Genomic DNA, 21,462 nt, shown 5'->3' on the forward strand with positions numbered 1-21,462 from the left:
CGCCGAACTGTGAGTTCGGCCGGGTTTCAGGCCGGCAAAGGGGCCGAACTCACAGTTCGGCGGGCAGTTCGGCGGGCTCCGGGGTCATGCCGGGCGGCGGGCGTAGCGCAGGAAGAGCATGTCGCCGGCGGTGAGCACGTGCAGCAGCGCCATCGGCCGGGTGGCTCCGGAGTCGCCGCGGGCGATCCGGCCGGCAGCGCCGCCCTCGAGCACCGGGCTGATCGTCAGGCAGAGTTCATCGACGCAGTCCGCCGCGATCAGCGCGCCGAACAGGTGCGGGCCGCCCTCGCAGAGAATCTGGGGGAGCCCTCGGGCGGCGAGAGCCGCAACCATCACGGTCGGGTCAACGTCCCGTTCCCCGCAGACCAGCACGTCGGCCACCTCGGCGAGTTCGGCCCGGCGCCCGGCCGGCGACCCGGCGTGCGTGACGACGATCGGGCGCACGGCCGCGTCACGGAAGAACGGATGCCCCGGCTCCAGCTCGAGCCGGGACGACACGACCGCCACCGGCACCTGAGCCGGCAGCCCCTGGCCGAGCCGCCAGGCGGCATCCGCCGGGCTGAGCCGGATGCCGCCGTACCCCTCGGCGCGCACGGTCCCGGCACCCACGACGATCACGTCGGAGAGCAGCCGCAGGGTGTCGAAGACGAGTTTGTCATCGTCGTTGCCCAGCCCCCCGCTCAGCCCCTCCACCGTGACGGCCCCGTCGAGGCTGGTGATGAAGTTCACCCGCACCCGTGTCTCGGCGCGGTCGGCCACTCGGTAGCGCCGGATCAGTTCGGCCTGGTCCAGCATGCTCAGGCCTGGTTGTGGCGCAGGTAGGCGGGCGGGCGAAAGCCCAGGATGGCCTCGGTCATCCGCACCGCGTCCACGGCGGCCGTCACATTGTGCATCCGCACGATCCGGGCGCCCTGGAGGATGCAGTAGACCGCGGCGGCAAGGGACCCCTCGACCCTGGCCCCACGTTCGCGGTCGATGCTCTCCCCCACGAAGTCCTTGTTGGACACCGCGACCAGGGTCGGGTAACCGAGGGCGGTGATCTCCGCGAGCCGCCGGGTGAGCTCGAGCGAGTGGGACGTGTTCTTGTTCAGGTCGTGGCCCGGGTCGACGATGATCCGTTCGGCGGGGATCCCATGATCCCGGGCGAGCGCGACCCGTTCCCGCAGGAACGCGGAGACCTCGTCGACGACATCGACGTAGCTCGGCGCCGGGTGCGGCGTGCGCGGCGGGGCCAGGCTGTGGGTGATCACCAGGGTGGCGTCGCTGTCCGCGACGACGTCGGCCATCGCCGGATCATGGATGCCGGTGGTGTCGTTGATCACGTGGGCGCCGGCCGCGATGCCGGCGGCCGCGACCTGCGAGTGGAAGGTGTCGATGGAGATGACGGCGCCGGAGCCGCGGAGGGCCTCGACGACGGGGACCACCCGGTCGATCTCCTCCTCGATCGGGATAGCCGGGCCGGGAGCGAACTTCGCGCCGCCGATGTCGATCCAGTCCGCGCCGTCCTCGATCGCCCGGCGGGCGGCGCTCACGGCGGCGTCCAGGGCGAAGGTGGCGCCCCTGTCGTAGAACGAGTCCGGTGTGCGGTTGATGATGGCCATCACGGCCACTTCGCGGGAGAAGTCGAACACCCTCCCGCCGATCAGACGGCGGGGCCGGATCAGCTCGGGAAGCGCGACGAACGGTCGGGCGGGCGCGGTGTCCATGTCAATTCCCCTGGTCGGCTGCGGCGGCGAGGATTCCCTCGAGTGCAATGCTCTCATTCCCGGGCAGTCCAGCTCTCAGGAAACCACCAGCTAACGCGCAGATACTTGGGGCATGACCGATGGCCCCCGCATTCTTATTGTCGACGACGAGCCCAACATCCGGGATCTCCTCACCACCAGCCTGCGCTTCGCCGGTTTCGCCGTGCGCGCCGTCGGCAATGGGGCGCAGGCGATTTCCGCCGTGCTGGAGGAAGAGCCCGATCTCATCATCCTGGACGTGATGCTGCCGGACATGAACGGCTTCGGCGTAACCAAGCGCCTCCGTTCGGCCGGATACACCGCGCCCATCCTCTTCCTCACCGCCAAGGACGACACGGAAGACAAGATCACCGGGCTCACCGTCGGCGGCGACGACTACGTCACCAAGCCGTTCAGTCTGGACGAGATCGTCGCCCGGATCAAGGCGATCCTCCGTCGCACCATGCACGCGGACGAAGACGCGGTCATCCGGGCCGGCGAACTCACCATGGACCAGGACACCCATGAGGTGCTCGTCGGCGACGTGCCGATCGAGCTCAGCCCGACCGAGTTCAAGCTGCTGCGCTACCTGATGCTGAACCCGAACCGGGTGCTCTCCAAGGCCCAGATCCTCGACCACGTCTGGGAGTACGACTTCAATGGCGACGCCGGGATTGTCGAGTCCTACATCTCCTACCTCCGCCGCAAGGTCGACGCGCACTCGAGCGAGCCCCTCATCCAGACCAAGCGCGGTTTCGGTTACATGCTCAAGGCCGCCAAGGCGTAGTCCCAGACTCCGTCTCTACACTGGGGGTCTGATGCATCAGTCACTAATGGAGCGGTGGAGCCGCATTTCCCTCCGTTCCAAGATCACCGGCGTGACCGTGCTCATGCTGACTCTCGGGCTGCTCGTGTCCGGGGTCGGCACCATGGCCATGCTGCGCCAGTACGTGATCCAGCAGGTCGACGCCCAGCTGCAGGCGGATGCCCAGACCGCGTCCAACGGCTACTCCGCCAGCGCACTCGGCCAGGGCAATCCCGCGGTGGTCTCGGCCGACTATTTCGTCGCCCTCTACGACGAACACGGCACCCTCAAGGACCACACCTGGAAGGACCGCCCGGTGCGGGAGCTCCCGGTGATCAGCTCCTCCCTCGACCTGCAGTCGGTCATCGAACTCGACGGCAGGACCCTCACTCTCAAGGATTCGGCGCGCGACACCGAATACCTGGCCGTCGCCGTTCCCCTGGTCATCACTCCCCAGGGCACCCTTGGCACGCTCGTGATGGCGGTCTCGCTCAAACAGACCGAGAACACGATGGCCACCTACCTCACCATCTTCCTGGGCTTCGGACTCGGCGTGGTGCTTGTCGGCGCCCTGCTCACCCGGCTGCTGGTCACGACCACGTTCGCACCCTTGCGCGAGGTGGAGCGCACCGCGGCGGCGATCGCCGACGGCGACTTCAGCCAGCGACTCGGCGGGGCGACGCCGAACACCGAGGTCGGCCGACTCAATCGATCCCTGAACACCATGTTGAGCCGCATCGACCGGCTCTTCAAGGATCGGGCGCGAACGATCGACCAGATGCGCCGCTTCGTCGGGGACGCCAGCCACGAGCTGCGCACCCCCCTGGTTTCGGTGCGCGGCTACGCCGAACTCTACCGGATGGGCGCTCTGCAGTCACCCGAAGAGGTGGCCCAGGCCATGGAACGCATCGAGAAGGAAGCGATCCGGATGGGCGGCCTGGTCGAGGACCTCCTCGAACTGGCCCGCCTCGATGAGACCAAGCCGCTCGCCCTCGCCCCCGTCGACCTGATGCCCCTCGCCCGGGACGCCGCCCTCGACGCGATGGCGTCCTCCCCCGGCCGGAGCGTCACCGTCGTCACCCCCATCCCGACCGAGTTCGAGGACGCCGGCGACCGGCCGCAGATCGACCTGGCGCGCTCCACGGGGGAGGTCACGACGCCGGCTCCCGTCCCCTCGTCCGCGGCGGTCCCGCCCAAACCGGAGGAGCAGGCCGTCCACGCCGGCTCCGTCTCCTTCGCCGGCGCCACCCTCGCCCGGCTGCGCACCCGAAAGCCGCGCAAGACGGATGCCATCGCCCCGCTCCCGGCGGCAGGGCCGCTGACCCCGCCCGGCAACGTGCAGGCGGTCATCATGGCCGAGGAGAACAAGATCCGGCAGGTGATCACCAACCTGATGGGCAACGCCCTGCGCTTCAGCCCACCCGACAGCCCGGTCGAACTTGAGGTCTCGGTCGACCGCAGGAACCAGCGGGCCTCGGTGGCCATCGTCGACCATGGCGAAGGAATTCCGCCGCAGATCCGGGACAAGATCTTCCAGCGCTTCTGGCGCGCGGACACCTCACGCGCCCGCGAGACCGGCGGAAGCGGCCTCGGCCTCGCCATCGTCGCCTCCATCGTCGCCAGCCACAACGGCACCGTGCAGGTTCTTGACACGCCGGGCGGAGGGGCCACCTTCCGGGTCTGGTTCCCGCTCGCCGGGTCGCCGAACGCGCCGCAGCGACTGCATGTGCCGTCCACCTCGTAGCGCCCCGGCATCCCTCCCCCGCGGCTTCCCGCATGTTCCCTGCACGGCCTGGACGATGGTCAGCCGCGCACCCGGCCATGGTTCCTAGCCTGTTCGGCATCCCCTGCCGAAAGGACAACCATGACCCGCTACCAGGTCGACAGCGAGGCCGTGCTGAGCACGACCGTCACGTCACGCGCCGCGATGGGACGCATCCAGTCCGAGGTCGCCGCGCTCATCGCCCTGCTCACCGCACTGGAGGGAACGTGGTCCGGCCAGGCCGCCACGGCCTTCCAGACGGCAGTGGCAGACTGGCGCGCCGCCCAGGAACAGGTGGCCCAGTGCGCGGAGGCGCTCGGCCAGGCCCTGAACCAGGCCGGGCACCAGTACGCGGAGATCGAGCAGGCGAACGTGCGGCTCTTCTCCCAGTGAGCGGCCGGGCACACGAAAGCAGGGCGCCCCCGAAGGAGACGCCCTGCCGTGAATCGGTTCGGACTTAGAAGTCCATGCCACCCGACGGGTCGCCGACCGGCGCGGAGTTCTTCTCCGGCTTGTCGGCCACGACGGCCTCGGTGGTGAGGAACAGTCCGGCGATCGACGATGCGTTCAGCAGCGCGGAACGCGTGACCTTCACCGGGTCATTGATTCCGGCGGCGAGCATGTCGACGTACTCGCCGGTTGCGGCGTTGAGGCCCCAACCGATCGGCAGGTTGCGCACCTTGTCGGCGACAACGCCCGGCTCCATGCCGGCGTTGAGCGCGATCTGCTTGAGCGGAGCGTCGATGGCCACGCGCACGATGTTCGCGCCCGTTGCCTCATCGCCGGTCAGTTCCAGCTTCTCGAAGGCGGTCTTGCCGGCCTGGATCAGCGCAACGCCACCACCGGCGACGATGCCCTCTTCGACGGCAGCCTTCGCGTTGCGGACGGCGTCCTCGATGCGGTGTTTGCGCTCCTTGAGCTCAACCTCCGTCGCGGCGCCGGCCTTGATGACGGCAACGCCGCCAGCGAGCTTGGCGAGACGCTCCTGGAGCTTCTCACGGTCGTAGTCGCTGTCGGTGTTCTCGATCTCGCTGCGGATCTGCTGCACGCGTCCGGCGATGGCTTCGGGGTCTCCGGCGCCTTCGACGATGGTGGTCTCGTCCTTGGTGATGACGATCTTGCGCGCGTTGCCGAGCAGGTCGAGGGTGACGTTCTCAAGCTTGAGTCCGACCTCCTCGGAGATGACCTGGCCACCGGTGAGGATGGCGATGTCCTGCAGCTGCGCCTTGCGACGGTCGCCGAAGCCCGGAGCCTTGACGGCGACGGACTTGAAGATTCCGCGGATCTTGTTCACTACGAGCGTGGCCAGGGCCTCGCCGTCGACGTCCTCGGCAATGATGAGGAGCTGCTTGCCGGTCTGGATGACCTTGTCCACGATGGGAAGCAGGTCCTTGATGTTCGAGACCTTGGAGTTGACGATCAGGATGTACGGGTCTTCGAAGACCGCTTCCTGACGGTCAGGGTCGGTCACGAAGTAGGCGGACAGGAAGCCCTTGTCGAAACGCATGCCCTCGGTGAGCTCGAGCTCGGTGCCGAGGGTGTTCGACTCCTCAACGGTGACGACGCCTTCCTTGCCGACCTTGTCGATGGCCTCGGCGATGATCGCGCCGATCTCGGCGTCACCGGCGGAGATCGATGCGGTGGCCGCGATCTCTTCCTTGGTCTCGACCTCTTTGGCGTTGGCGATCAGCTCGGCGATGACGGCAGCCGTCGCCTTCTCGATGCCGCGCTTGAGGCTGATCGGGTCGGCGCCGGCTGCGACGTTTCGCAGACCTTCGCGGACGAGGGCCTGGGCCAGGACCGTGGCGGTGGTGGTTCCGTCGCCGGCGACGTCATCGGTCTTCTTGGCGACCTCTTTGACGAGTTCGGCACCGATCTTCTCGTACGGGTCGTCGAGTTCGATTTCCTTGGCGATGGAGACGCCGTCGTTGGTGATCGTGGGGGCGCCCCACTTCTTCTCCAGCACGACGTTGCGTCCACGCGGGCCGAGGGTGACCTTGACGGTGTCAGCGAGGATGTTCAGGCCACGCTCAAGGCCGCGACGGGCCTCTTCGTTGAAAGCGATGATCTTTGCCATATGTGTTTCTCGTCCCTCCCGGACGTTACCAAAACGATGATGGGTTGGCACTCAAACAGAGAGAGTGCCAAAACGATTCTGGCACTCTGGGGTCGAGAGTGCAAGTGAACGGCGGGGGCTACGGCACCAGGGTGACCGAGCCGCGATCCACCGGGACCAGCTCGATCCAGGTGTTGCCCGGGGCGAGACGGATCACGACCCCGTTGTCGTCGGTCAGGCGGATCGGCGCGGCCTGCCCCGCCTTGGTCCAGAGCGCGTGCAGGGTCTTGCCGCCGGTGGACAGCCAGGCCTCTCCAGAGCCGATCATCGTGGTCTTCGGAACGTTGAGGTAGGTGTCGTCGATGGCCACGCGGAGGGCGAGCACGTTCGTCGACCGAAGTTGCACGCCGCCCGCGTCGAGGTCGGGCGCTCCCTCCTGTTTGCGCAGGTAGGAAGTCGACGCGGCATCCCAGGTCCAGTCGGGCCAGCGCGAGTCGGAGAACCTCGAGCTGATCGTGGTTACCGGGGTGCCGTCGACCGCTGCGGATGACTCCGGGACCGTCGCCGCATAGGCGAATTGCTGCGGTGGTGCCGGCACGGTGTCATTCCGCTCGACCAGCGCCTTCGCCTGCAGGACGACGTTGTGCGGCGCGTCCCGTTCGTCCGTGCGGGAGAACAGGCCGGTCACGTCGGAATCGAAGGCCGCGTTGACCACGGACGTTGCGGTCATCATGTCGATGAATTGTTGCTGGCCGCCCGAGTAGGCCACGATCCCGCCCAGCGGCGCGATGATGTCAGGGTCCATCGGCCGGATCGACCTGATCGGTCCGACCACGTCGGGCACGTCGGAGTGCCAGACGGCGACGTAGCGGGTCAGTCCGCCCTCGACGAGTTCCTCGAAGACGAGGTCGGTGCGCTCGAGCCCGAACTGGGGCCTCGCCGCCTCATGGTCGTCGATCTTCGCCGCCAGGGACGGATGCGCCAGGCTGCCGGTCGGCACGCCGGTGCCGCGCAACGGGGCCATCTCGGTCGCGGGCGGCGCGGTATACGTCGACTCCGCCTGGCCGGCCGGTGGGCTCGCCGTGGGCGTCGGCCGGTCAGCGGTGCACGCCGCGAGCAGGAGCGCACAGGGAAGAAGCACGGCACCGATGATCCGGGCCGTGCTTCTCCGCTTGTCTGGTGTTCTCAACGCGCTCACGTCCCACACCCTAACGCCACGCGGTCAACCCGCCTGCGCGCGAGGGGGCGTGCCCTGAGATCCGGTACGCCTGGTCTGAGAATCAGACCGGACGAACCGATTCAGCTTGTGGCCCCTTTGCCCCGGTCCCCAGTTCGAAGATGACGTGCTGGCCCTCTTCGAGAACTTTGTAGCCGTGCATGTCGATGGCGGAGTAGTGGACGAATACGTCCTGTCCACCCCCGTCGACCGTGATGAAGCCGAAGCCTTTTTCAGCGTTGAACCATTTGACGGTTCCGTTCGCCATGTCTTACTCCTTGTTGCAGCAGTTCCTTCAGCACTCGCCTCGTGGCCGTACCGGGCCTGGCGCAGTGACTGCGTCCATCGTTTCCGAGCAGTGGAATACGCCCCCTGCGGAGCGCCTGTGCGAATAAATGTGCGACCAATTCCAGATGTTACTGAAGCGTCCGGCGAACGAAAGGGGGTTGACGACGAGCAAGCCGACGTATATACGGCCAGTGGAAAGTGGAGTCTCGCCTGCACTTTCAGCGGCTGCGGCCCCGGCCGGGCGCGAGGTCAGCCTGCCGGGACGTAGTCGTTGCCGACCACGACGGTGAGGTCCGCACCGGATTCGGCGAAGTCAGTGGCGAGTAGCACGTCCGCCCCGGGAAGAGACGCTGCAACACCGCGGGCCGCGCCCTCCAGTTTCGCGTCGGCGTAGTAGACGATCGTCTTGGGCACGTCTTCGGTGCTGGCGTTGCTGAGCGCTCCGACGGTCCAGCCGGCGGCAGTGAGCAGGTCGCCCACGTCGGCGGCCACGCCGGCGCCGGCGGTGCCGTTGAGCACCGTGACCGAGAGTCCGGGGTCGACGGTGGCCACGGCCGTGGGGGCCGCCGCCGGCGTCTCGGCCGGCGCGGAGGCGCTGGAGGAGGGGGACGTTCCGGGCAGGTCGAAGCTGAGGCGGTTGTTCAGTGCCGCGAGCACGGCCACCCCGATTCCGATGAGCAGGACGGTCGCGGCGAACGCCCACCAGAAGGCGACCCAGCCTCGGCCCTTCCTGGGCGGGGCGCGGTGCGCTCCGACCCGTTCCGTGGAGTGCGGGAGGTGGTCGAATCGGTCTTTGGGGTGCGAGGTCGTCATCGTGGGACTGAGTCGTTCCTTTTTCGGCTGTGCATTGGTTGGTCGAGCGGAGGCGCGTTAATCGGTGGGGCCGAGAGATCGGCTGTCCCGGGCCTGCGCCCGGGCGTCCCGCATCCGATGCAGGCGCTTCACCAGCATCGGATCGTGGGCCAGCGCGGCCGGCGATTCGATCAGGACGGCCAGGAGCTGATAGTACCGGGCTGCCGAGAGGTCGAACTGGGCGCGGATGGCTTGCTCTTTCGCTCCCGCGTGCCTCCACCATCGCCGTTCGAAGGCGAGGACGGTCACATCCCTGTCGGTCAGACCGGAGGGAGGCACGACGAGCCCGGCCGCGTTCGCTGCCTGTGTTCCGTCCACCTGCCACCACCTCCTTGCCTGTCATCCTATTTGTCAGGGTCTGGATACTCGCTGGACCACCCCGGCAGGGTGAAATGGGATGTGAATCCGCTGTACGGTCTCTCAGGCCGGAATACCGACCGGGCCGGCCGAGTTTAGGGTTGGAAAGAACAGAAGTCGGCCGCGCCCCGGTCGAGACGGAAGGACGCACGATGGACTACGAAGTCAAGAAGTCAGACGCCGAGTGGCGCGAAGAACTCAGCCCCGAGAAGTACGCCGTCCTGCGCGGAGCAGCGACCGAGCGCGCCTGGACCGGGGAACTGCTCGACGAGGCCCGCTCCGGCGTCTACACCTGCGGAGCCTGCAACGCCGAGCTCTTCAAGAGCGGAACCAAGTTCGACTCCGGCTGCGGCTGGCCGAGCTTTTACGAGTCGGTGCGACCGGAGGCTGTCCAGTTGATCGAGGATCGCTCGCTCGGCGTCGTGCGCACAGAGGTGCGGTGCGCGAATTGCGGTTCGCACCTGGGCCACGTCTTCGACGACGGTTTCGGCACTCCCACCGGGGACCGGTACTGCATGAACTCCATCTCGCTGAACTTCACTCCGGTCGAGTAACCGGTGCCCGTGGTCCTCGACGCGGTCGGCCGTCGCCGTTCCCATTCCAGGGTGACGTCCGCGGCACCCAGCCACGAAGACCTACTGCCCCTCGTCGCAGCGGCGGCCAGGGTCGCCGACCATGGCGCACTGCGCCCGTGGCGACTGATCGAACTCCGCGGAGACGCCCGCCGACGGCTGGGTGAGGCGATGGCGACGGCGGCCGGTGTCACCGGCGCTGACGCCGCCAGGCTGGTCGAGAAACCGCTCCGCGCGGAGCTGCTCATCGCCGTGGTCGCCAGTCGTCACGACAACGCCAAGGTCGCCGGCTGGGAACAGGATGCCGTGGCCGCCGGCGTCGGGCATACGTTGAGCCTCCTCCTCGCCGAAGCCGGCTGGGGCGTGATATGGCGTACCGGACCGCTGGCGAGGACCCGCCCCGTCCACGATCTGCACCGCCTCACCGAATCGGAGGATCTCCTCGGCTGGCTCTACGTCGGCGGGGTTCCCGAAGGCGCCAAACCCGGCGTGCGACAGCCCATCGACCCGTCGGAGTATCTGAGCGTGCTCTAGCGGACGGTGCCGGCACCCGGGCGGCCGGCGCCCTCGCCGACCTCGGTCCACCCCGAACGGACACCGGAACGTCACGGAACCGTCGGTTCGCGCTTCTCTTCGGCGCCACCGTCGCGTTCTACTCTCGAGCCGTGAGCACACACACCAGCACATCGACCGCCCGTCTCCCCGTCCTCCACGGAAAGGAGACCAGCAGGCCTGCCGGCCGCGTCGGACGCCTCGAGCCGCTGGTCGACGCCATCCTGCGGCAGCTCTGGCAACTCGTGGGCGCCTACGTCTGGCTGGTGCTGCTGGCCAAGGGGGAACGCCCGGCCCGAGCGGTCTGTGGGGCCGGCCACGGGACTTGAACCCGTAACCCCCACTTTACAAGAGTGGTGCGCTACCAATTGCGCCAGGCCGGCATGAGACGAGTGCCGCCTCGGAATCCCATCCTAAATGACGATCGCGGCCGGTGGGGCCACTACGGGGGCTCCGGCGCTAACCGGCCGGCGTCGGAGTGGGGGTCGGGGTGGACGTCGAGTAGGTTTCCCCGGCGGACTGCAGCACGAACGCGGCGAACTCCTTGGGATCGTCGAGTGCCCCGACGTACTGCTTGCCGTTGACGAGCACGGTGGGGGTTCCGGTGATCGCCTTGACCGCGCTGTTGGGCAGCGGTCCGGACAGCGCCCGATCGGTGGCGGCGACGACCCAGGACTTGAAGGTGGCCTCGTCGATGCAGGTGTTGATCTTCGAGCGGGCGGCACCGACCCCCGAGCTCTTCACCAGGCCCTTGATCTCCGTGTCGTCGAGCCCCGCCGTGCCTTCCTTGGGCTGGTCGCCGAACAAAGCCGCATTGAACGCGTAGAAATCGTTCGGGGAGTAGTTGGCGACGCAGGTCGCCGCGTTCGCCGCCCGGAGTGAGTACTGGGTGCCAGCCGATTTGCTGGTCAGGATCGAAATGGGGTGGATCTCCACGGTCGCGGCCCCCGATTTCACCCAATTGATGATCTGTGCGCTGTTGGTCTTCTCGAACTGGCCGCAGAACGGGCAGAGGTAGTCGACGTAAACCCGGATGTCGGCCACGGTGCCGGTCGGGTCCGGCTTGGACGCGACCGGCTTTGCCTTGGGCTGCAGTGCGGCGGTCTTGACGACCGTCATTCCCTCGCCGATCAGGACGCCGTCGCTGGCCATGTTCGCAGGGCCGGGGCCGGCCGGGCGGATCGAATTCATGATGATGAGGGCGATGATCGCGACGACGGCGATGGACGCCACGGCAATGCCGCCCTGCAGGAATACCCGGTTGCGGCGGTCCTTCTTCTTCTGTTCCACACGTAACTGGGTGGCCTTGATCCGAGCCGCGTCGCGTCGCTGGTTCTTAGAGGGACGGCCCTCGGCTGATCCGCCAATAGTCATGAATGTTCGCTCCGGGTAGACAAATGCACGGCGGTTTCGGCTGCACGTGCATTCCAAATAGTAGGTGCCCAGTCTGGGAAATCCCCAGACGGAGCCTACTAACGGATTGCGCCGCCCAGCCGATCCCCCGCCGGGCGTTCCCCCGCACGTGACATACTGGAGAGGTCGTTCTTCTGCGAACAGCAGGTGAACGGCCGCTAAATCCCATCACTACGGATCGTCCGGCACGTACCTGCCGGTGAAGGAGAATACAGATAATGGCTTCAGTCACGTTCGACAAGGCAACCCGCCTCTACCCGGGTTCCACCCGCCCCGCGGTCGACCACCTCGACCTTTCGGTCGCCGATGGTGAGTTCCTCGTCCTGGTCGGCCCGTCCGGCTGCGGAAAGTCGACCTCCCTGCGCATGCTCGCCGGCCTCGAAGAGGTCAACGACGGCAACATCTTCATCGGTGAGCGCAACGTGACGGATGTCCCGCCGAAAGACCGCGACATCGCCATGGTCTTCCAGAACTACGCCCTGTACCCGCACATGACCGTCGCCGAGAACATGGGCTTCGCGCTCAAGATCGCCGGCGTCAACAAGGACGAGCGCGCTGCGCGCGTTCTCGAAGCAGCCAAGCTGCTCGACCTCGAGCCCTACCTCAGCCGCAAGCCGAAGGCCCTCTCCGGTGGCCAGCGTCAGCGCGTCGCCATGGGACGCGCCATCGTGCGTCAGCCCCAGGTGTTCCTGATGGACGAGCCGCTGTCGAACCTCGACGCCAAGCTGCGCGTTCAGACCCGCACCCAGATCGCGTCGCTGCAGCGCCGCCTCGGCGTCACGACCGTCTACGTCACCCACGACCAGACCGAGGCCCTCACCATGGGCGACCGCATCGCGGTGCTCAAGGACGGCGTGCTCCAGCAGGTCGGCACCCCCCGCGACCTGTACGCGAAGCCGAACAACGTGTTCGTCGCCGGCTTCATCGGCAGCCCGGCCATGAACCTGTTCCTGGCCGACACCGTCGACGGCGGCATCAAGTTCGGCACCGCCACGGTTCCGGTCCCCCGGGAGACCCTCGCCGGCTCCACCGGCAAGAAGGTCACCATCGGAGTCCGCCCCGAGGACATCCACCTGTCGGCCACCCCCGGCGAAGGCCTCGAAGTGGCCGTGGACCTGGTCGAGGAACTCGGCGCGGACGGCTACCTCTACGGCCACTCCACTGTCGAGGGCAAGCGCACCGACATCGTCGCCCGCGTTGATGGCCGCTCGCACCCCGCAGCCGGCGACACCGTCTACCTCACCCCGACGGCGCACCACCTGCACGTGTTCGACGCAGAGACCGGCCTCCGCCTCGGCGGGGCAGTCGCAGACTAAGACAGAGTTCACCACTGACACGGCCGGACGGAGCATCGCTTCGTCCGGCCGTTTCGCTACGCACAGTTAGGCCCCCGACATGAGCGGTTCTCTCAATATCACCTCGGCCACGGCCGACCCGGCACTGCTCGACCTGCCCTGGCAGCTTCCACTGGACGCCTGGCCGAACGAGAACATCGCGGCGCTGCCCAAGGGCATCTCCCGGCACCTGGTGCGGTTCGCGCACCTCAGCGGGCGTGTCGTGGCCATCAAGGAAACCACCAGCGAAATGGCCAGGCGCGAGTACGAGATGCTGCGCACCCTGCAGGGACTCGAGATCCCCTGCGTCGAGCCGCTGGCCGTGATCACCAACCGGACGACGGATGACTCCGAACCGTTGAACTCGGTGCTCGTCACCCGGCACCTCAAGTTCTCCCTGCCGTACCGCGCGCTGTATTCGCAGACCCTGCGCCCCGACACCGCCACCCGCCTGGTCGACGCCCTCGCCCTTCTCCTGGTGCGGGTGCACATGGCCGGGCTGTTCTGGGGCGACGTGTCCCTCTCGAACACCCTGTTCCGCCGGGACGCCGGCGCGTTCGCCGCCTACCTCGTCGACGCCGAAACGGGCCAGCTCTACCCCGGGGGACTCTCCAACGGGCAGCGCGAGAACGACCTCGAAATCGCCCGCGTCAACATCGCCGGCGAGCTGATGGACCTCGAGGCCGGCGGCCGCGTCGCCGACGAGCTCGACCCGATCCGGGTCAGCAACGGCATTGTCGCCGCCTACCGGTTGCTCTGGACGGAGCTCACCGGTTCCGAGTCGTTCTCGAGCGCGGAACGCTGGCGGATCACCGAACGCGTGGAACGTCTCAACGACCTCGGCTTCGACATCGAGGAACTCGCGATCAAGACCGACAGCGCCGGCACGACCGTGCGGATCCAGCCGAAGGTCGTCGACGCCGGACACCACCAGCGCCGCCTGCTGCGGCTCACCGGCCTCGACGCCGAGGAGAACCAGGCCCGCCGCCTGCTCAACGACCTCGACTCCTATCGGGTCACCTACGGCGACCCGGACGGCGACGAGGAGATGCTCGCCCACGAGTGGCTCGTGCGGGTCTTCGAGCCGGTGATCCGGGCGATCCCCCGCGACCTGAAGGGCAAGCTCGAACCGGCCGAGGTTTTCCACCAGCTGCTCGACCATCGGTGGTTCATGGCCCAGAACCAGGGCAGGGACATCCCCCTTGCCGAGGCCGTCACGTCGTATGTCAAGGATGTGCTCCGTCACCGCCGTGACGAGGCGACGGTGATCGAGCCGCCGACCGGGTCCATCACACTGCCGATCGACGTGACCGACGACGCGGTCGCCGCCGCGGCCAACGCGGCCGACACCGCCGCGGACGACGAGGCCGACTGGCGCCTCAAGGTCTGATCCGGGCCCGAGCTACGGGAAAAGCGCCTTCATCCGGTGGATGAAGGCGCTTTTCCCGTAAGTCATCGGGCCGATCGGCCTGCCGGGACCGACGGGCCGTCAGGCGGTCGCGACGGCCTTGGCGGCCTTGGCTGCCTTCGCGGTGGCGCGGAGGCGGGAGATCTCGTACAGGGTCACGCTCGCCGCGATGCCGGCGTTCAGCGATTCCGTCGTCGCGCTGATCGGGATCGAGACGATGGCGTCACAGGTCTCGGTGACGAGGCGGGACAGGCCCTTGCCCTCGCTGCCGACGACGACCACGATGGGTCGTTCGGCGAATCCGATGCCGAGTTCCGGCAGTGACGTGTCGCCGGCGCCGTCGAGGCCGATGACGAGCACGCCCTTCTCCTTGAGCGCCTTGAGCGTCTGGGTGAGGTTGCTGGCCATGGCGACGGGGGTGCGCGCCGCGGCGCCGGCGGAGGTCTTCCAGGCCGACGCGGTGACGCCGACCGAGCGGCGCTGCGGCACGATGATCCCGTGTCCGCCGAAGGCGGCGGTCGAACGGATGATCGCACCCAGGTTGCGGGGGTCGGTGATGCCGTCGAGCGCGACGAAGAGTGGCTTGTGCCCGCGGCTGATGGTCAGCTCGAGAAGTTCCATCGGGTGCGCGTACTCGTACGCTGGCACCTTGAGGGCCAGTCCCTGGTGCACGGAGTCGCGGCCGGCCAGGCGGTCCAGTTCCGGGCGCATCACCTCGAGCACGGGGATGCCGCGTGTGGTGGCGAGGGAGAGGACTTCCTTGACCCGGTCATCCATTTCGATGCGCGTCGCGATGTAGAGGGCGGAGGCGGGGATCTTGGCTCGCAGCGCCTCGAGCACCGAGTTGCGGCCGGTGACGACCTCGTGCTCGTCGGCCTGTTTCGCCCGGCGCGTCGACGTGCCGCCGCCGCCGCTGTTGGCGGTGCTGCGGGGAGCCTGCGAGCCGGCGGTGCTGCGGCTGCGGCCGCCGCCGGCCGCGGCGAAGCGGTCCTGGGCTGCCTTGCGCTTGCCGGCGGGGTGGTACGGGCGGTCTTCGGCCTTGGGGGTGGGCTTCTTGCCCTCGAGGGCCTGCCGGCCCTGGCCGCCGGAGCCGACCTGCGGCCCGCGGCTGCCCTTGCGCACGGACCCGGTCCGGGCCTTGCGGTCAGTGTTCTTCATCAGTCAAAACTCCAATGCGCACCCGACGGGGTGTCTTCGATGGTAATTCCGGCGGCGACGAGCTCGTCCCGGATACGGTCTGCGGCCTTGTAGTCACGGCTTTGCCTGGCGATCTCGCGGTCGTCGAGCAGGCGCTCGACAAGGGCGGTGAGGGCGATCATGGCCGGTTCGTCGGTGGCGACGGCCCAGCCGGGCGACAACGGGTTGATCCCGAGGACTTCGCTCATCGCGAGCACGTGGCCGCGGGCGGCGGCCGCGGCGTGGAGGTCCTCGGCATCGAGTGCGGCGTTGCCGGTGCGCACGGTCTCGTGCAGCACGGCGAGGGCCTGAGGCACGGCCAGGTCGTCGTCCATGGCGACCGCGAATTCGTCCGGCACGATCTGCACGCCCGACCCGGCGAACCGGGTGTCGGCGAGTCGACGGTCGGCACGGTCGAGGAAGCTTTCGACGCGTTCGAGCGCGGCCTCGGCCTCGACCAGGGAACCCTCGTGGAAGTCGATGGTGGACCGGTAGTGAGCGGCGCCGAGGTAGTAGCGCACCACGATGGCACGGGCCTGTTCGAGCAACTCCGCCGCGAACACCGAGTTGCCGAGCGACTTCGACATCTTCTGACCGTTGACGTTGACGAGGCCGTTGTGCATCCAGTAGTTGGCGAAGGCATCCCCGGCCGCGCCGGACTGGGCGAGTTCGTTCTCGTGGTGCGGGAAGCGGAGGTCCAGGCCACCGCCGTGGATGTCGAACTGCACGCCGAGGTAGCGAGACGCCATGGCGGAGCACTCGATGTGCCAGCCCGGGCGACCGGCACCCCACGGCGAGGGCCAGGAGGCCGACTCCGGCTCATCCGCCTTGTGCCCCTTCCACAGGGCGAAGTCGCGCGGATCCTTGCGGGCGCGCGGGTCGGCATCCGTCGCCGACTCCATGTCGCCGGCGCCCTGGCGGGTGAGGGCGCCGTAGCTGGGCCAGCTCTTCGTGTCGAAGTAGACATCGCCGGAGCCGTCCGCGGCCGGGTAGGCGTGGCCGCGTTCGATCAGCCGGCCGATGAGGTCCTGCATCTGCTGCACGCTGGCGGTGGCTCTCGGTTCGTAGCTGGGGGCGAGGATGCCCAGACGCTGGTATCCGGCCGTGAACTCGAGTTCGTAGCGGTAGGCGAGGGCCCACCACTGCTCGGTGGTGCCGGCGGCGTTAGCGAGGATCTTGTCGTCGATGTCGGTGACGTTGCGCACGAAGGTCACGTCGAGGCCACGGTAGGTGAGCCAGCGGCGCAGCTGATCGTAGACCAGGGCGCTGCGCAGGTGGCCGATGTGGGGCGATGACTGCACGGTCGGTCCGCAGACGTAGATGCCGACCGCACCATCCTTCAGCGGAATGAAGTCACGGAGGGCCTGGGCCTGGGAATCGTAGAGTCGGATGGTCACGCCTCCCAGCTTAGAACAGGGCGCACGGCGAGAACGGGGAACAGAATCGCGGTCGCGAGGGCCGCGATGCCCTCGCCGCGGCCGGTGAATCCGAGCGCATCCGTCGTCGTCGCGGAGACGCTCACGGGCGCGCCGAGCAGCGATCCGAGGAGCGCCTCCGCCTCGGCGCGGCGCGGCGCCAGCTTCGGACGGTTGCCGATGATCTGCACGGTCACGTTGCCGACCCGGAAGCCTGCCTCGGTGACCCGCCGGAGGGTCTCCCGCAGGAAAACGTCGCCGTGCGCCTGCGCGAAGGCCGGGTCGCTGGTGCCGAAGACCCCGCCGAGGTCGCCGAGCCCCGCGGCGGCGAGCAGTGCGTCGCAGACGGCGTGCACGGCGGCGTCACCGTCGCTGTGCCCCGAGAGCCCGCGCTCCCCCGGCCAGTGCAGGCCGGCGATCCAGAGGGCCGAGCTGTCGTCGAAGGCGTGCACGTCGAGGCCCGTGCCGACCCGGGGTCCCCGGTCGGCGGTCAGGCCTGCCGTTTCGGCTGTCGCCGACCCTGCGCTGAGCAGGGATTCGGCGCGGCGCAGGTCCCACGGCGTGGTGATCTTGAAGGCGAGGGCGTCGCCGGGGATGACGTTGACGGGGTGCCCGGCGGATGCCACCACCGCGGCGTCGTCGGTCGCCTCACCGGTCGCGGCGGCCGCGGCGGCGACGAGCACGTCCCGTGGGAACCCCTGGGGGGTCTGCACGGCGGACAGTTCGGACCGGTCGACCGTGCCGAGAATCGTTCCCCCGTCGTCGACGCGCTTGATGGTGTCGACCACGGCCAGGCCGGGAACGATCCCGTTCCCGGTCGCCCGGACGGCGTCGACCACCGCGTCGCAGAGGGCCGACGGGGTGAGCGCCCGGGCGGCGTCGTGCACGAGGACGGTCTGCACGCCGGGCCGCAGCACGGCGAGCCCGCGGTTCACGGAGTCCTGCCGGCTCGGCCCGCCGGCGATGACGTCCACGCGGTCGCCGAGTGGGCCGGCGACCGCGCCGGCGATCACCCGCGCCGCCTCGAGCCGGTTCTCGGGGGCGACGACGATCACCTGGGCGGGCTCCCGCATCCCGAACACGGTCAGCAGGGCGCGCTCGAGCAGGGTGCGGCCGGCGAGGGGCACGAATGCCTTGGGTTCGCTGTGACCGAGCCGGCTGCCGCTGCCGGCGGCGACGACAATGACAGCGACCAGGGGCGCAGGGTGATCAGTCATGTCTGGAGGCTATCTGGTGAGGTCGACGTCGAACAGGGCGGCTGCGCCGACTGCCGGGAGGGGAAACGCGAAGGGCGGCACCTTGCGGCGCCGCCCTCCAACGAAAGAACGGTGTTACGAAGCGAGAACCTCGTCGAGAACGGTGGATGCCTTCTCTTCGTCGGTCTTCTCGGCCAGGGCCAGTTCGGAGATCAGGATCTGGCGGGCCTTTGCCAGCATCCGCTTCTCCCCGGCGGACAGACCGCGGTCCTGGTCGCGGCGCCACAGGTCGCGGACGACCTCGGACACCTTGATGACGTCGCCCGAGGCGAGCTTCTCCAGGTTCGCCTTGTAACGGCGTGACCAGTTGGTGGGCTCTTCGGTGAACGGCGCGCGGAGCACCTCGAACACCTTGTCGAGCCCCTCTTTACCGATCACGTCGCGCACGCCGACGAGGTCCACATTCTCGGCGGGTACTTCAATGGTGAGATCGCCCTGAGTGACATTGAGCTTCAGGTACAGTTTCTCTTCACCCTTGATGATCCGCGTCTTCACCTCGGTGATTGTCGCGGCTCCATGGTGGGGATAAACGACGGTTTCGCCAACCTCAAAAAGCATGTATGTATATCCCTTCAGCAACGTCTAGGATACCACAGCTGACGGTGGTAAGATTCGCCGCGCGAATTGCCGCCGCTCGCCGGGCCGCGGGCGACCAGTAGGCTAGGCTCAAAGCCAAATTTCCGGTGCTCCGCCTGGGCGGATCACCGAACTGTTGTGGAGGTCTTGTGAGGGCTCGAGTCTTAGTGTCTGTCGTTCTGGCGGCCGGCGTCCTGTTGGGCACCAGCGGCTGCAACCTCCTGGCACCGCAGTCGACCACCAAGCGCTACGACGCCAGTGACGGCGTGAGCGGCGACGTGGGCGACCTGGCCATCCGCAACGCGATCGTGCTCTCGAACGACGGCACGACGGGCAGCCTCCTCGTCACGGTCGTCAATTCGAGCGACTCGGCGCACAGCCTCAGCGTGCAGTTCACCGGCGACTCCGGCAAGGTCACCCAGAAGGTCACCGTGAAGGCCGGCTCCACGACCGCCTTCGGCACCGAAGATTCCCCGGTCGTCGCCCTGGAGGCCATCGAAGCCCAGCCTGGCTCGCTGTTCCCGGTCTTCTTCCAGTACGGCAACGAAACCGGCGTCGAGCTCCTCGTGCCGGTGCTCGACGGCTCCCTCGGCCAGTACTCGACGCTCGTTCCCACGGCGACGCCCACGCCCACGCCGTAGCCCGGCCGGCATTGCCGCCGGGCCCCGGCCAGGCGTGGAGTCGGCGGGCGTTGCGCGAGCCCGCGCCGGTTTCCGCAGCCCTCGGCGGCGGCGGCCGCGGGCTGCGGAAGCGGGCGCGCGGACCAGCGGCCGGGCGACGGTCAGGCCTCGAAGCGGTAGCCCAGCCCCCGCACGGTGACCAGCATGGTCGGCTCGGACGGCGTGGACTCGATCCGTGAGCGGATGCGTTTGATGTGCACGTCGAGCGTCTTCGTGTCACCGAAGTAGTCGGTGCCCCACACCCGGTCGATCAGCTGCCCGCGGGTGAGCACCCTCCCGGCGTTGCGGAGGAGGAACTCGAGCAGTTCGAATTCCTTGAGCGGCATGTTCACAACTTCGCCGGAGACGGACACGGTGTGCCGTTCGATATCCATGCTCACGGTGCCGGCGGTGAGGACGCTGTCATCCTCGAGCTCCACCTCGGTGCGCCGGCGGCCAACGGCCCGGATGCGCGCGAGCAGTTCCCTCGTCGAGTACGGCTTGGTGACGTAGTCGTCGGCGCCCAGCTCGAGCCCGACGACGATGTCGACCTCGGAGTCCTTCGCGGTGAGCATGATGATCGGGACGGTCGACCGGGTGCGGATCTCGCGGCAGACCTCGGTGCCCGGGATGCCGGGCAGCATGAGGTCGAGCAGGATGAGGTCGGCCCCGGTGCGGTCGAACTCACGGATGGCGCTTGGGCCGTCCTCGGCCACCGTGACCTCGTAGCCTTCCCGCTCGAGCAGGAAGCTCAGCGGCTCACTCAGGGCTTGCTCGTCTTCGACCAGAAGGATGTGCGTCACTGTGGATCTCCTGTTTCACTCTGCTGGAGGAGAGCCACCGGGCAGTGCGTCACCGCGTCATGCGTCACTGTGCCTCTCCTGTCGTCAGTGGGGCGGGCTGGGGCGCCTCGGGGAGGCGGATGGTGAAAGTCGACCCGCTGCCGGGTTGTGACCAGACGCGGATGTCGCCGCCGTGGATCTGCACGATGTGCTTGACGATCGACAGGCCGAGGCCGGTCCCGCCGGTGTGCCGGGACCTGGCCTGGTCGACCCGGAAGAAGCGCTCGAAGATGCGCTCCAGGTCTGCCTCGGCTATCCCGACGCCCTGGTCGGTGACGGTGATCTCCACCACGCCGTCGTGGCGACGCACCCCGACCCCGACCCGGGAACCCTCCGGCGAGTAGTGCACGGCGTTGGCGACCAGGTTGTGCACGGCCATCACGAGCAGGCGTTCGTCGCCGCTGACCTCCGCGCCGGACTTCTTGCCGACGGCGATGGTGATCCGCGCCGCGTCGGCCACCACCCGGCTCTGGTCGACGGCGGCAGAGACGACCGCGTCCACGTTGAGCAGTTCCGGTTCGGAGAGCGAATCCTGGGCCTGAAGCCGGGAGAGTTCGATGATCTCCTGGGTCAGCCGGGTGAGCCGGCCCGACTCTGTGGTCAACCGGTTGGCGAACCGCCGAACCTGCACCGGTTCATCCGCTGCCTGGTCGAGCGCCTCGGCGAGCAGTCCGACCGCGGCGATCGGCGTCTTCAACTCGTGGCTGATGTTCGCGACGAAGTCGCGGCGCACCTCGTCGAGCCGGAAGGCCTCGGTGCGGTCCTCGGCCAGGATCAGCACGTACCGGGTGCCGAGCCGGGCCAGCCGCACCCGCACCCGCATGCTCGCGTCGTTGAACGGGCCGCGGGAGAGGATCAGGTTCTCGGAGATCGGATCGCCGGAACGGCGAACCCGCCTGGCCAACTCGAGCAGTTCCGGATGCACCAGTTGCTGGTTCCAGACCAGGCCCATCGACACTGCCGCCGGTGACGCCTTGATGACATTGTTGGACGGGTCGAGCACGGCCCCCGCGCTTTCGAGGGCGTCGAGCACCTGGTCGATCCCGTCGGGGACCGCCGGGTTCACCACCTCGGCCGCGCGACGGCCGTGGCGTTCGGCAACGTGCAACAGGGTGACGAAGCCGGCACCGACGGCCAGGCCGAGTGCCAGCGACACCAGCACAAGCCATGTCGATTCCATTTAGCCAGATTACTGACAG

At 68.2% G+C, this 21,462-nt stretch carries 23 protein-coding genes and 1 tRNA gene; 9 read left to right on the forward strand and 15 right to left on the reverse strand.

The genetic code is table 11. From position 1 onward, the window contains the following. Positions 1-84: 84 nt before the first annotated feature. Both E3O48_RS10910 and folP read right to left on the reverse strand, forming a co-directional pair. Positions 85-795: a pyrimidine reductase family protein gene (locus E3O48_RS10910; RefSeq protein ID WP_134538792.1), complete on the reverse strand. Its 711-nt coding sequence runs from the start codon at positions 793-795 to the stop codon at positions 85-87. 2 nt (positions 796-797) lie between these two features. Next, positions 798-1,706, reverse strand: coding sequence for a dihydropteroate synthase (folP, locus tag E3O48_RS10915; protein ID WP_134538793.1), 909 nt, complete (start codon positions 1,704-1,706; stop codon positions 798-800). A 112-nt stretch (positions 1,707-1,818) separates the two neighbouring features. Here folP and E3O48_RS10920 point away from each other — a divergent pair, with 112 nt between their 5' ends. From E3O48_RS10920 to E3O48_RS10930, 3 genes are all read left to right on the forward strand, one after another. Then, positions 1,819-2,511: a response regulator transcription factor gene (locus E3O48_RS10920; protein ID WP_123046624.1), complete on the forward strand. Its 693-nt coding sequence runs from the start codon at positions 1,819-1,821 to the stop codon at positions 2,509-2,511. A 31-nt stretch (positions 2,512-2,542) separates the two neighbouring features. Next, the gene (locus tag E3O48_RS10925) at positions 2,543-4,273 is read left to right on the forward strand and encodes a cell wall metabolism sensor histidine kinase WalK (RefSeq protein WP_134538795.1); all 1,731 of its coding nucleotides are present in this window, start codon (positions 2,543-2,545) and stop codon (positions 4,271-4,273) included. A 120-nt stretch (positions 4,274-4,393) separates the two neighbouring features. Further along, the gene (locus E3O48_RS10930) at positions 4,394-4,684 is read left to right on the forward strand and encodes a WXG100 family type VII secretion target (protein ID WP_134538797.1); all 291 of its coding nucleotides are present in this window, start codon (positions 4,394-4,396) and stop codon (positions 4,682-4,684) included. Between the two features lie 64 nt (positions 4,685-4,748). Here E3O48_RS10930 and groL read toward each other — a convergent pair whose 3' ends face one another. From groL to E3O48_RS10955, 5 genes are all read right to left on the reverse strand, one after another. Further along, on the reverse strand, positions 4,749-6,368 hold the full coding sequence (gene groL / locus E3O48_RS10935; RefSeq protein ID WP_134506852.1) for a chaperonin GroEL: 1,620 nt from the start codon (positions 6,366-6,368) through the stop codon (positions 4,749-4,751). Between the two features lie 118 nt (positions 6,369-6,486). Next, positions 6,487-7,545 (reverse strand): DUF3048 domain-containing protein, encoded by a 1,059-nt coding sequence (locus E3O48_RS10940; protein ID WP_166788679.1) that lies wholly within the window; start codon positions 7,543-7,545, stop codon positions 6,487-6,489. Between the two features lie 82 nt (positions 7,546-7,627). Next, entirely contained in the window at positions 7,628-7,831 is a 204-nt protein-coding gene (locus E3O48_RS10945) for a cold-shock protein (protein ID WP_134362230.1), read from the reverse strand. Positions 7,832-8,100: 269 nt separating this feature from the next. Then, positions 8,101-8,664, reverse strand: coding sequence for a LytR C-terminal domain-containing protein (locus E3O48_RS10950; protein WP_134538801.1), 564 nt, complete (start codon positions 8,662-8,664; stop codon positions 8,101-8,103). A gap of 57 nt (positions 8,665-8,721) precedes the next feature. Next, positions 8,722-9,021 (reverse strand): DUF3263 domain-containing protein, encoded by a 300-nt coding sequence (locus E3O48_RS10955; protein ID WP_134538803.1) that lies wholly within the window; start codon positions 9,019-9,021, stop codon positions 8,722-8,724. A gap of 191 nt (positions 9,022-9,212) precedes the next feature. Between E3O48_RS10955 and msrB the strand changes: the two genes are divergently transcribed. From msrB to E3O48_RS10970, 3 genes are all read left to right on the forward strand, one after another. Then, positions 9,213-9,614 (forward strand): peptide-methionine (R)-S-oxide reductase MsrB, encoded by a 402-nt coding sequence (gene msrB / locus E3O48_RS10960; protein WP_134506844.1) that lies wholly within the window; start codon positions 9,213-9,215, stop codon positions 9,612-9,614. A 9-nt stretch (positions 9,615-9,623) separates the two neighbouring features. Next, positions 9,624-10,166 (forward strand): nitroreductase family protein, encoded by a 543-nt coding sequence (locus E3O48_RS10965; protein ID WP_370249787.1) that lies wholly within the window; start codon positions 9,624-9,626, stop codon positions 10,164-10,166. A gap of 131 nt (positions 10,167-10,297) precedes the next feature. After that, positions 10,298-10,513, forward strand: a complete 216-nt coding sequence (locus tag E3O48_RS10970) for a hypothetical protein (RefSeq protein WP_134538807.1) — start codon at positions 10,298-10,300, stop codon at positions 10,511-10,513. On the opposite strand, the gene E3O48_RS10975 is transcribed toward E3O48_RS10970, so the two are convergent. Beyond that, a tRNA-Thr gene (locus E3O48_RS10975) sits at positions 10,492-10,567 on the reverse strand. The two genes, E3O48_RS10970 and E3O48_RS10975, sit on opposite strands and share 22 nt — an antisense overlap. 76 nt (positions 10,568-10,643) lie before the next feature. Next, entirely contained in the window at positions 10,644-11,558 is a 915-nt protein-coding gene (locus E3O48_RS10980; RefSeq protein ID WP_134538809.1) for a thioredoxin domain-containing protein, read from the reverse strand. A 257-nt stretch (positions 11,559-11,815) separates the two neighbouring features. On the opposite strand from E3O48_RS10980, the gene E3O48_RS10985 reads away from it, so the two are divergent. Both E3O48_RS10985 and E3O48_RS10990 read left to right on the forward strand, forming a co-directional pair. After that, a complete protein-coding gene (locus E3O48_RS10985) occupies positions 11,816-12,913 on the forward strand; it encodes an ABC transporter ATP-binding protein (protein WP_134506836.1) in 1,098 nt (365 codons plus the stop codon). A gap of 79 nt (positions 12,914-12,992) precedes the next feature. Continuing rightward, complete coding sequence (locus E3O48_RS10990) at positions 12,993-14,321, forward strand: DUF4032 domain-containing protein (RefSeq protein ID WP_134538811.1); 1,329 nt, start codon at positions 12,993-12,995, stop codon at positions 14,319-14,321. A 99-nt stretch (positions 14,322-14,420) separates the two neighbouring features. Here E3O48_RS10990 and rlmB read toward each other — a convergent pair whose 3' ends face one another. The 4 genes from rlmB to E3O48_RS11010 form a co-directional block, all read right to left on the reverse strand. Further along, positions 14,421-15,497, reverse strand: a complete 1,077-nt coding sequence (gene rlmB / locus E3O48_RS10995; RefSeq protein WP_134506832.1) for a 23S rRNA (guanosine(2251)-2'-O)-methyltransferase RlmB — start codon at positions 15,495-15,497, stop codon at positions 14,421-14,423. Next, positions 15,497-16,912 carry a cysteine--tRNA ligase gene (gene cysS / locus E3O48_RS11000; protein ID WP_134538813.1) on the reverse strand — a complete coding sequence of 472 codons (1,416 nt, stop codon included), beginning with the start codon at positions 16,910-16,912 and terminating at the stop codon, positions 15,497-15,499. Before cysS ends, rlmB begins: the two co-directional genes overlap by 1 nt. Further along, positions 16,909-18,147, reverse strand: a complete 1,239-nt coding sequence (gene ispD / locus E3O48_RS11005; protein WP_134538814.1) for a 2-C-methyl-D-erythritol 4-phosphate cytidylyltransferase — start codon at positions 18,145-18,147, stop codon at positions 16,909-16,911. Before ispD ends, cysS begins: the two co-directional genes overlap by 4 nt. 114 nt (positions 18,148-18,261) lie before the next feature. Then, positions 18,262-18,744 carry a CarD family transcriptional regulator gene (locus tag E3O48_RS11010; protein WP_134506949.1) on the reverse strand — a complete coding sequence of 161 codons (483 nt, stop codon included), beginning with the start codon at positions 18,742-18,744 and terminating at the stop codon, positions 18,262-18,264. 185 nt (positions 18,745-18,929) lie between these two features. Here E3O48_RS11010 and E3O48_RS11015 point away from each other — a divergent pair, with 185 nt between their 5' ends. Then, the gene (locus E3O48_RS11015) at positions 18,930-19,403 is read left to right on the forward strand and encodes a hypothetical protein (protein WP_241982501.1); all 474 of its coding nucleotides are present in this window, start codon (positions 18,930-18,932) and stop codon (positions 19,401-19,403) included. Positions 19,404-19,543: 140 nt separating this feature from the next. Here the strand turns inward: E3O48_RS11015 and E3O48_RS11020 are convergent, their stop codons facing one another. Next, positions 19,544-20,224, reverse strand: a complete 681-nt coding sequence (locus tag E3O48_RS11020) for a response regulator transcription factor (protein ID WP_134506825.1) — start codon at positions 20,222-20,224, stop codon at positions 19,544-19,546. Between the two features lie 64 nt (positions 20,225-20,288). Beyond that, positions 20,289-21,443, reverse strand: coding sequence for a cell wall metabolism sensor histidine kinase WalK (locus tag E3O48_RS11025; RefSeq protein ID WP_134538818.1), 1,155 nt, complete (start codon positions 21,441-21,443; stop codon positions 20,289-20,291). Positions 21,444-21,462: the final 19 nt, after the last annotated feature.

It is taken from the genome of Cryobacterium sp. HLT2-28, assembly GCF_004402495.1.
GTDB lineage: Bacteria > Actinomycetota > Actinomycetes > Actinomycetales > Microbacteriaceae > Cryobacterium > Cryobacterium mannosilyticum.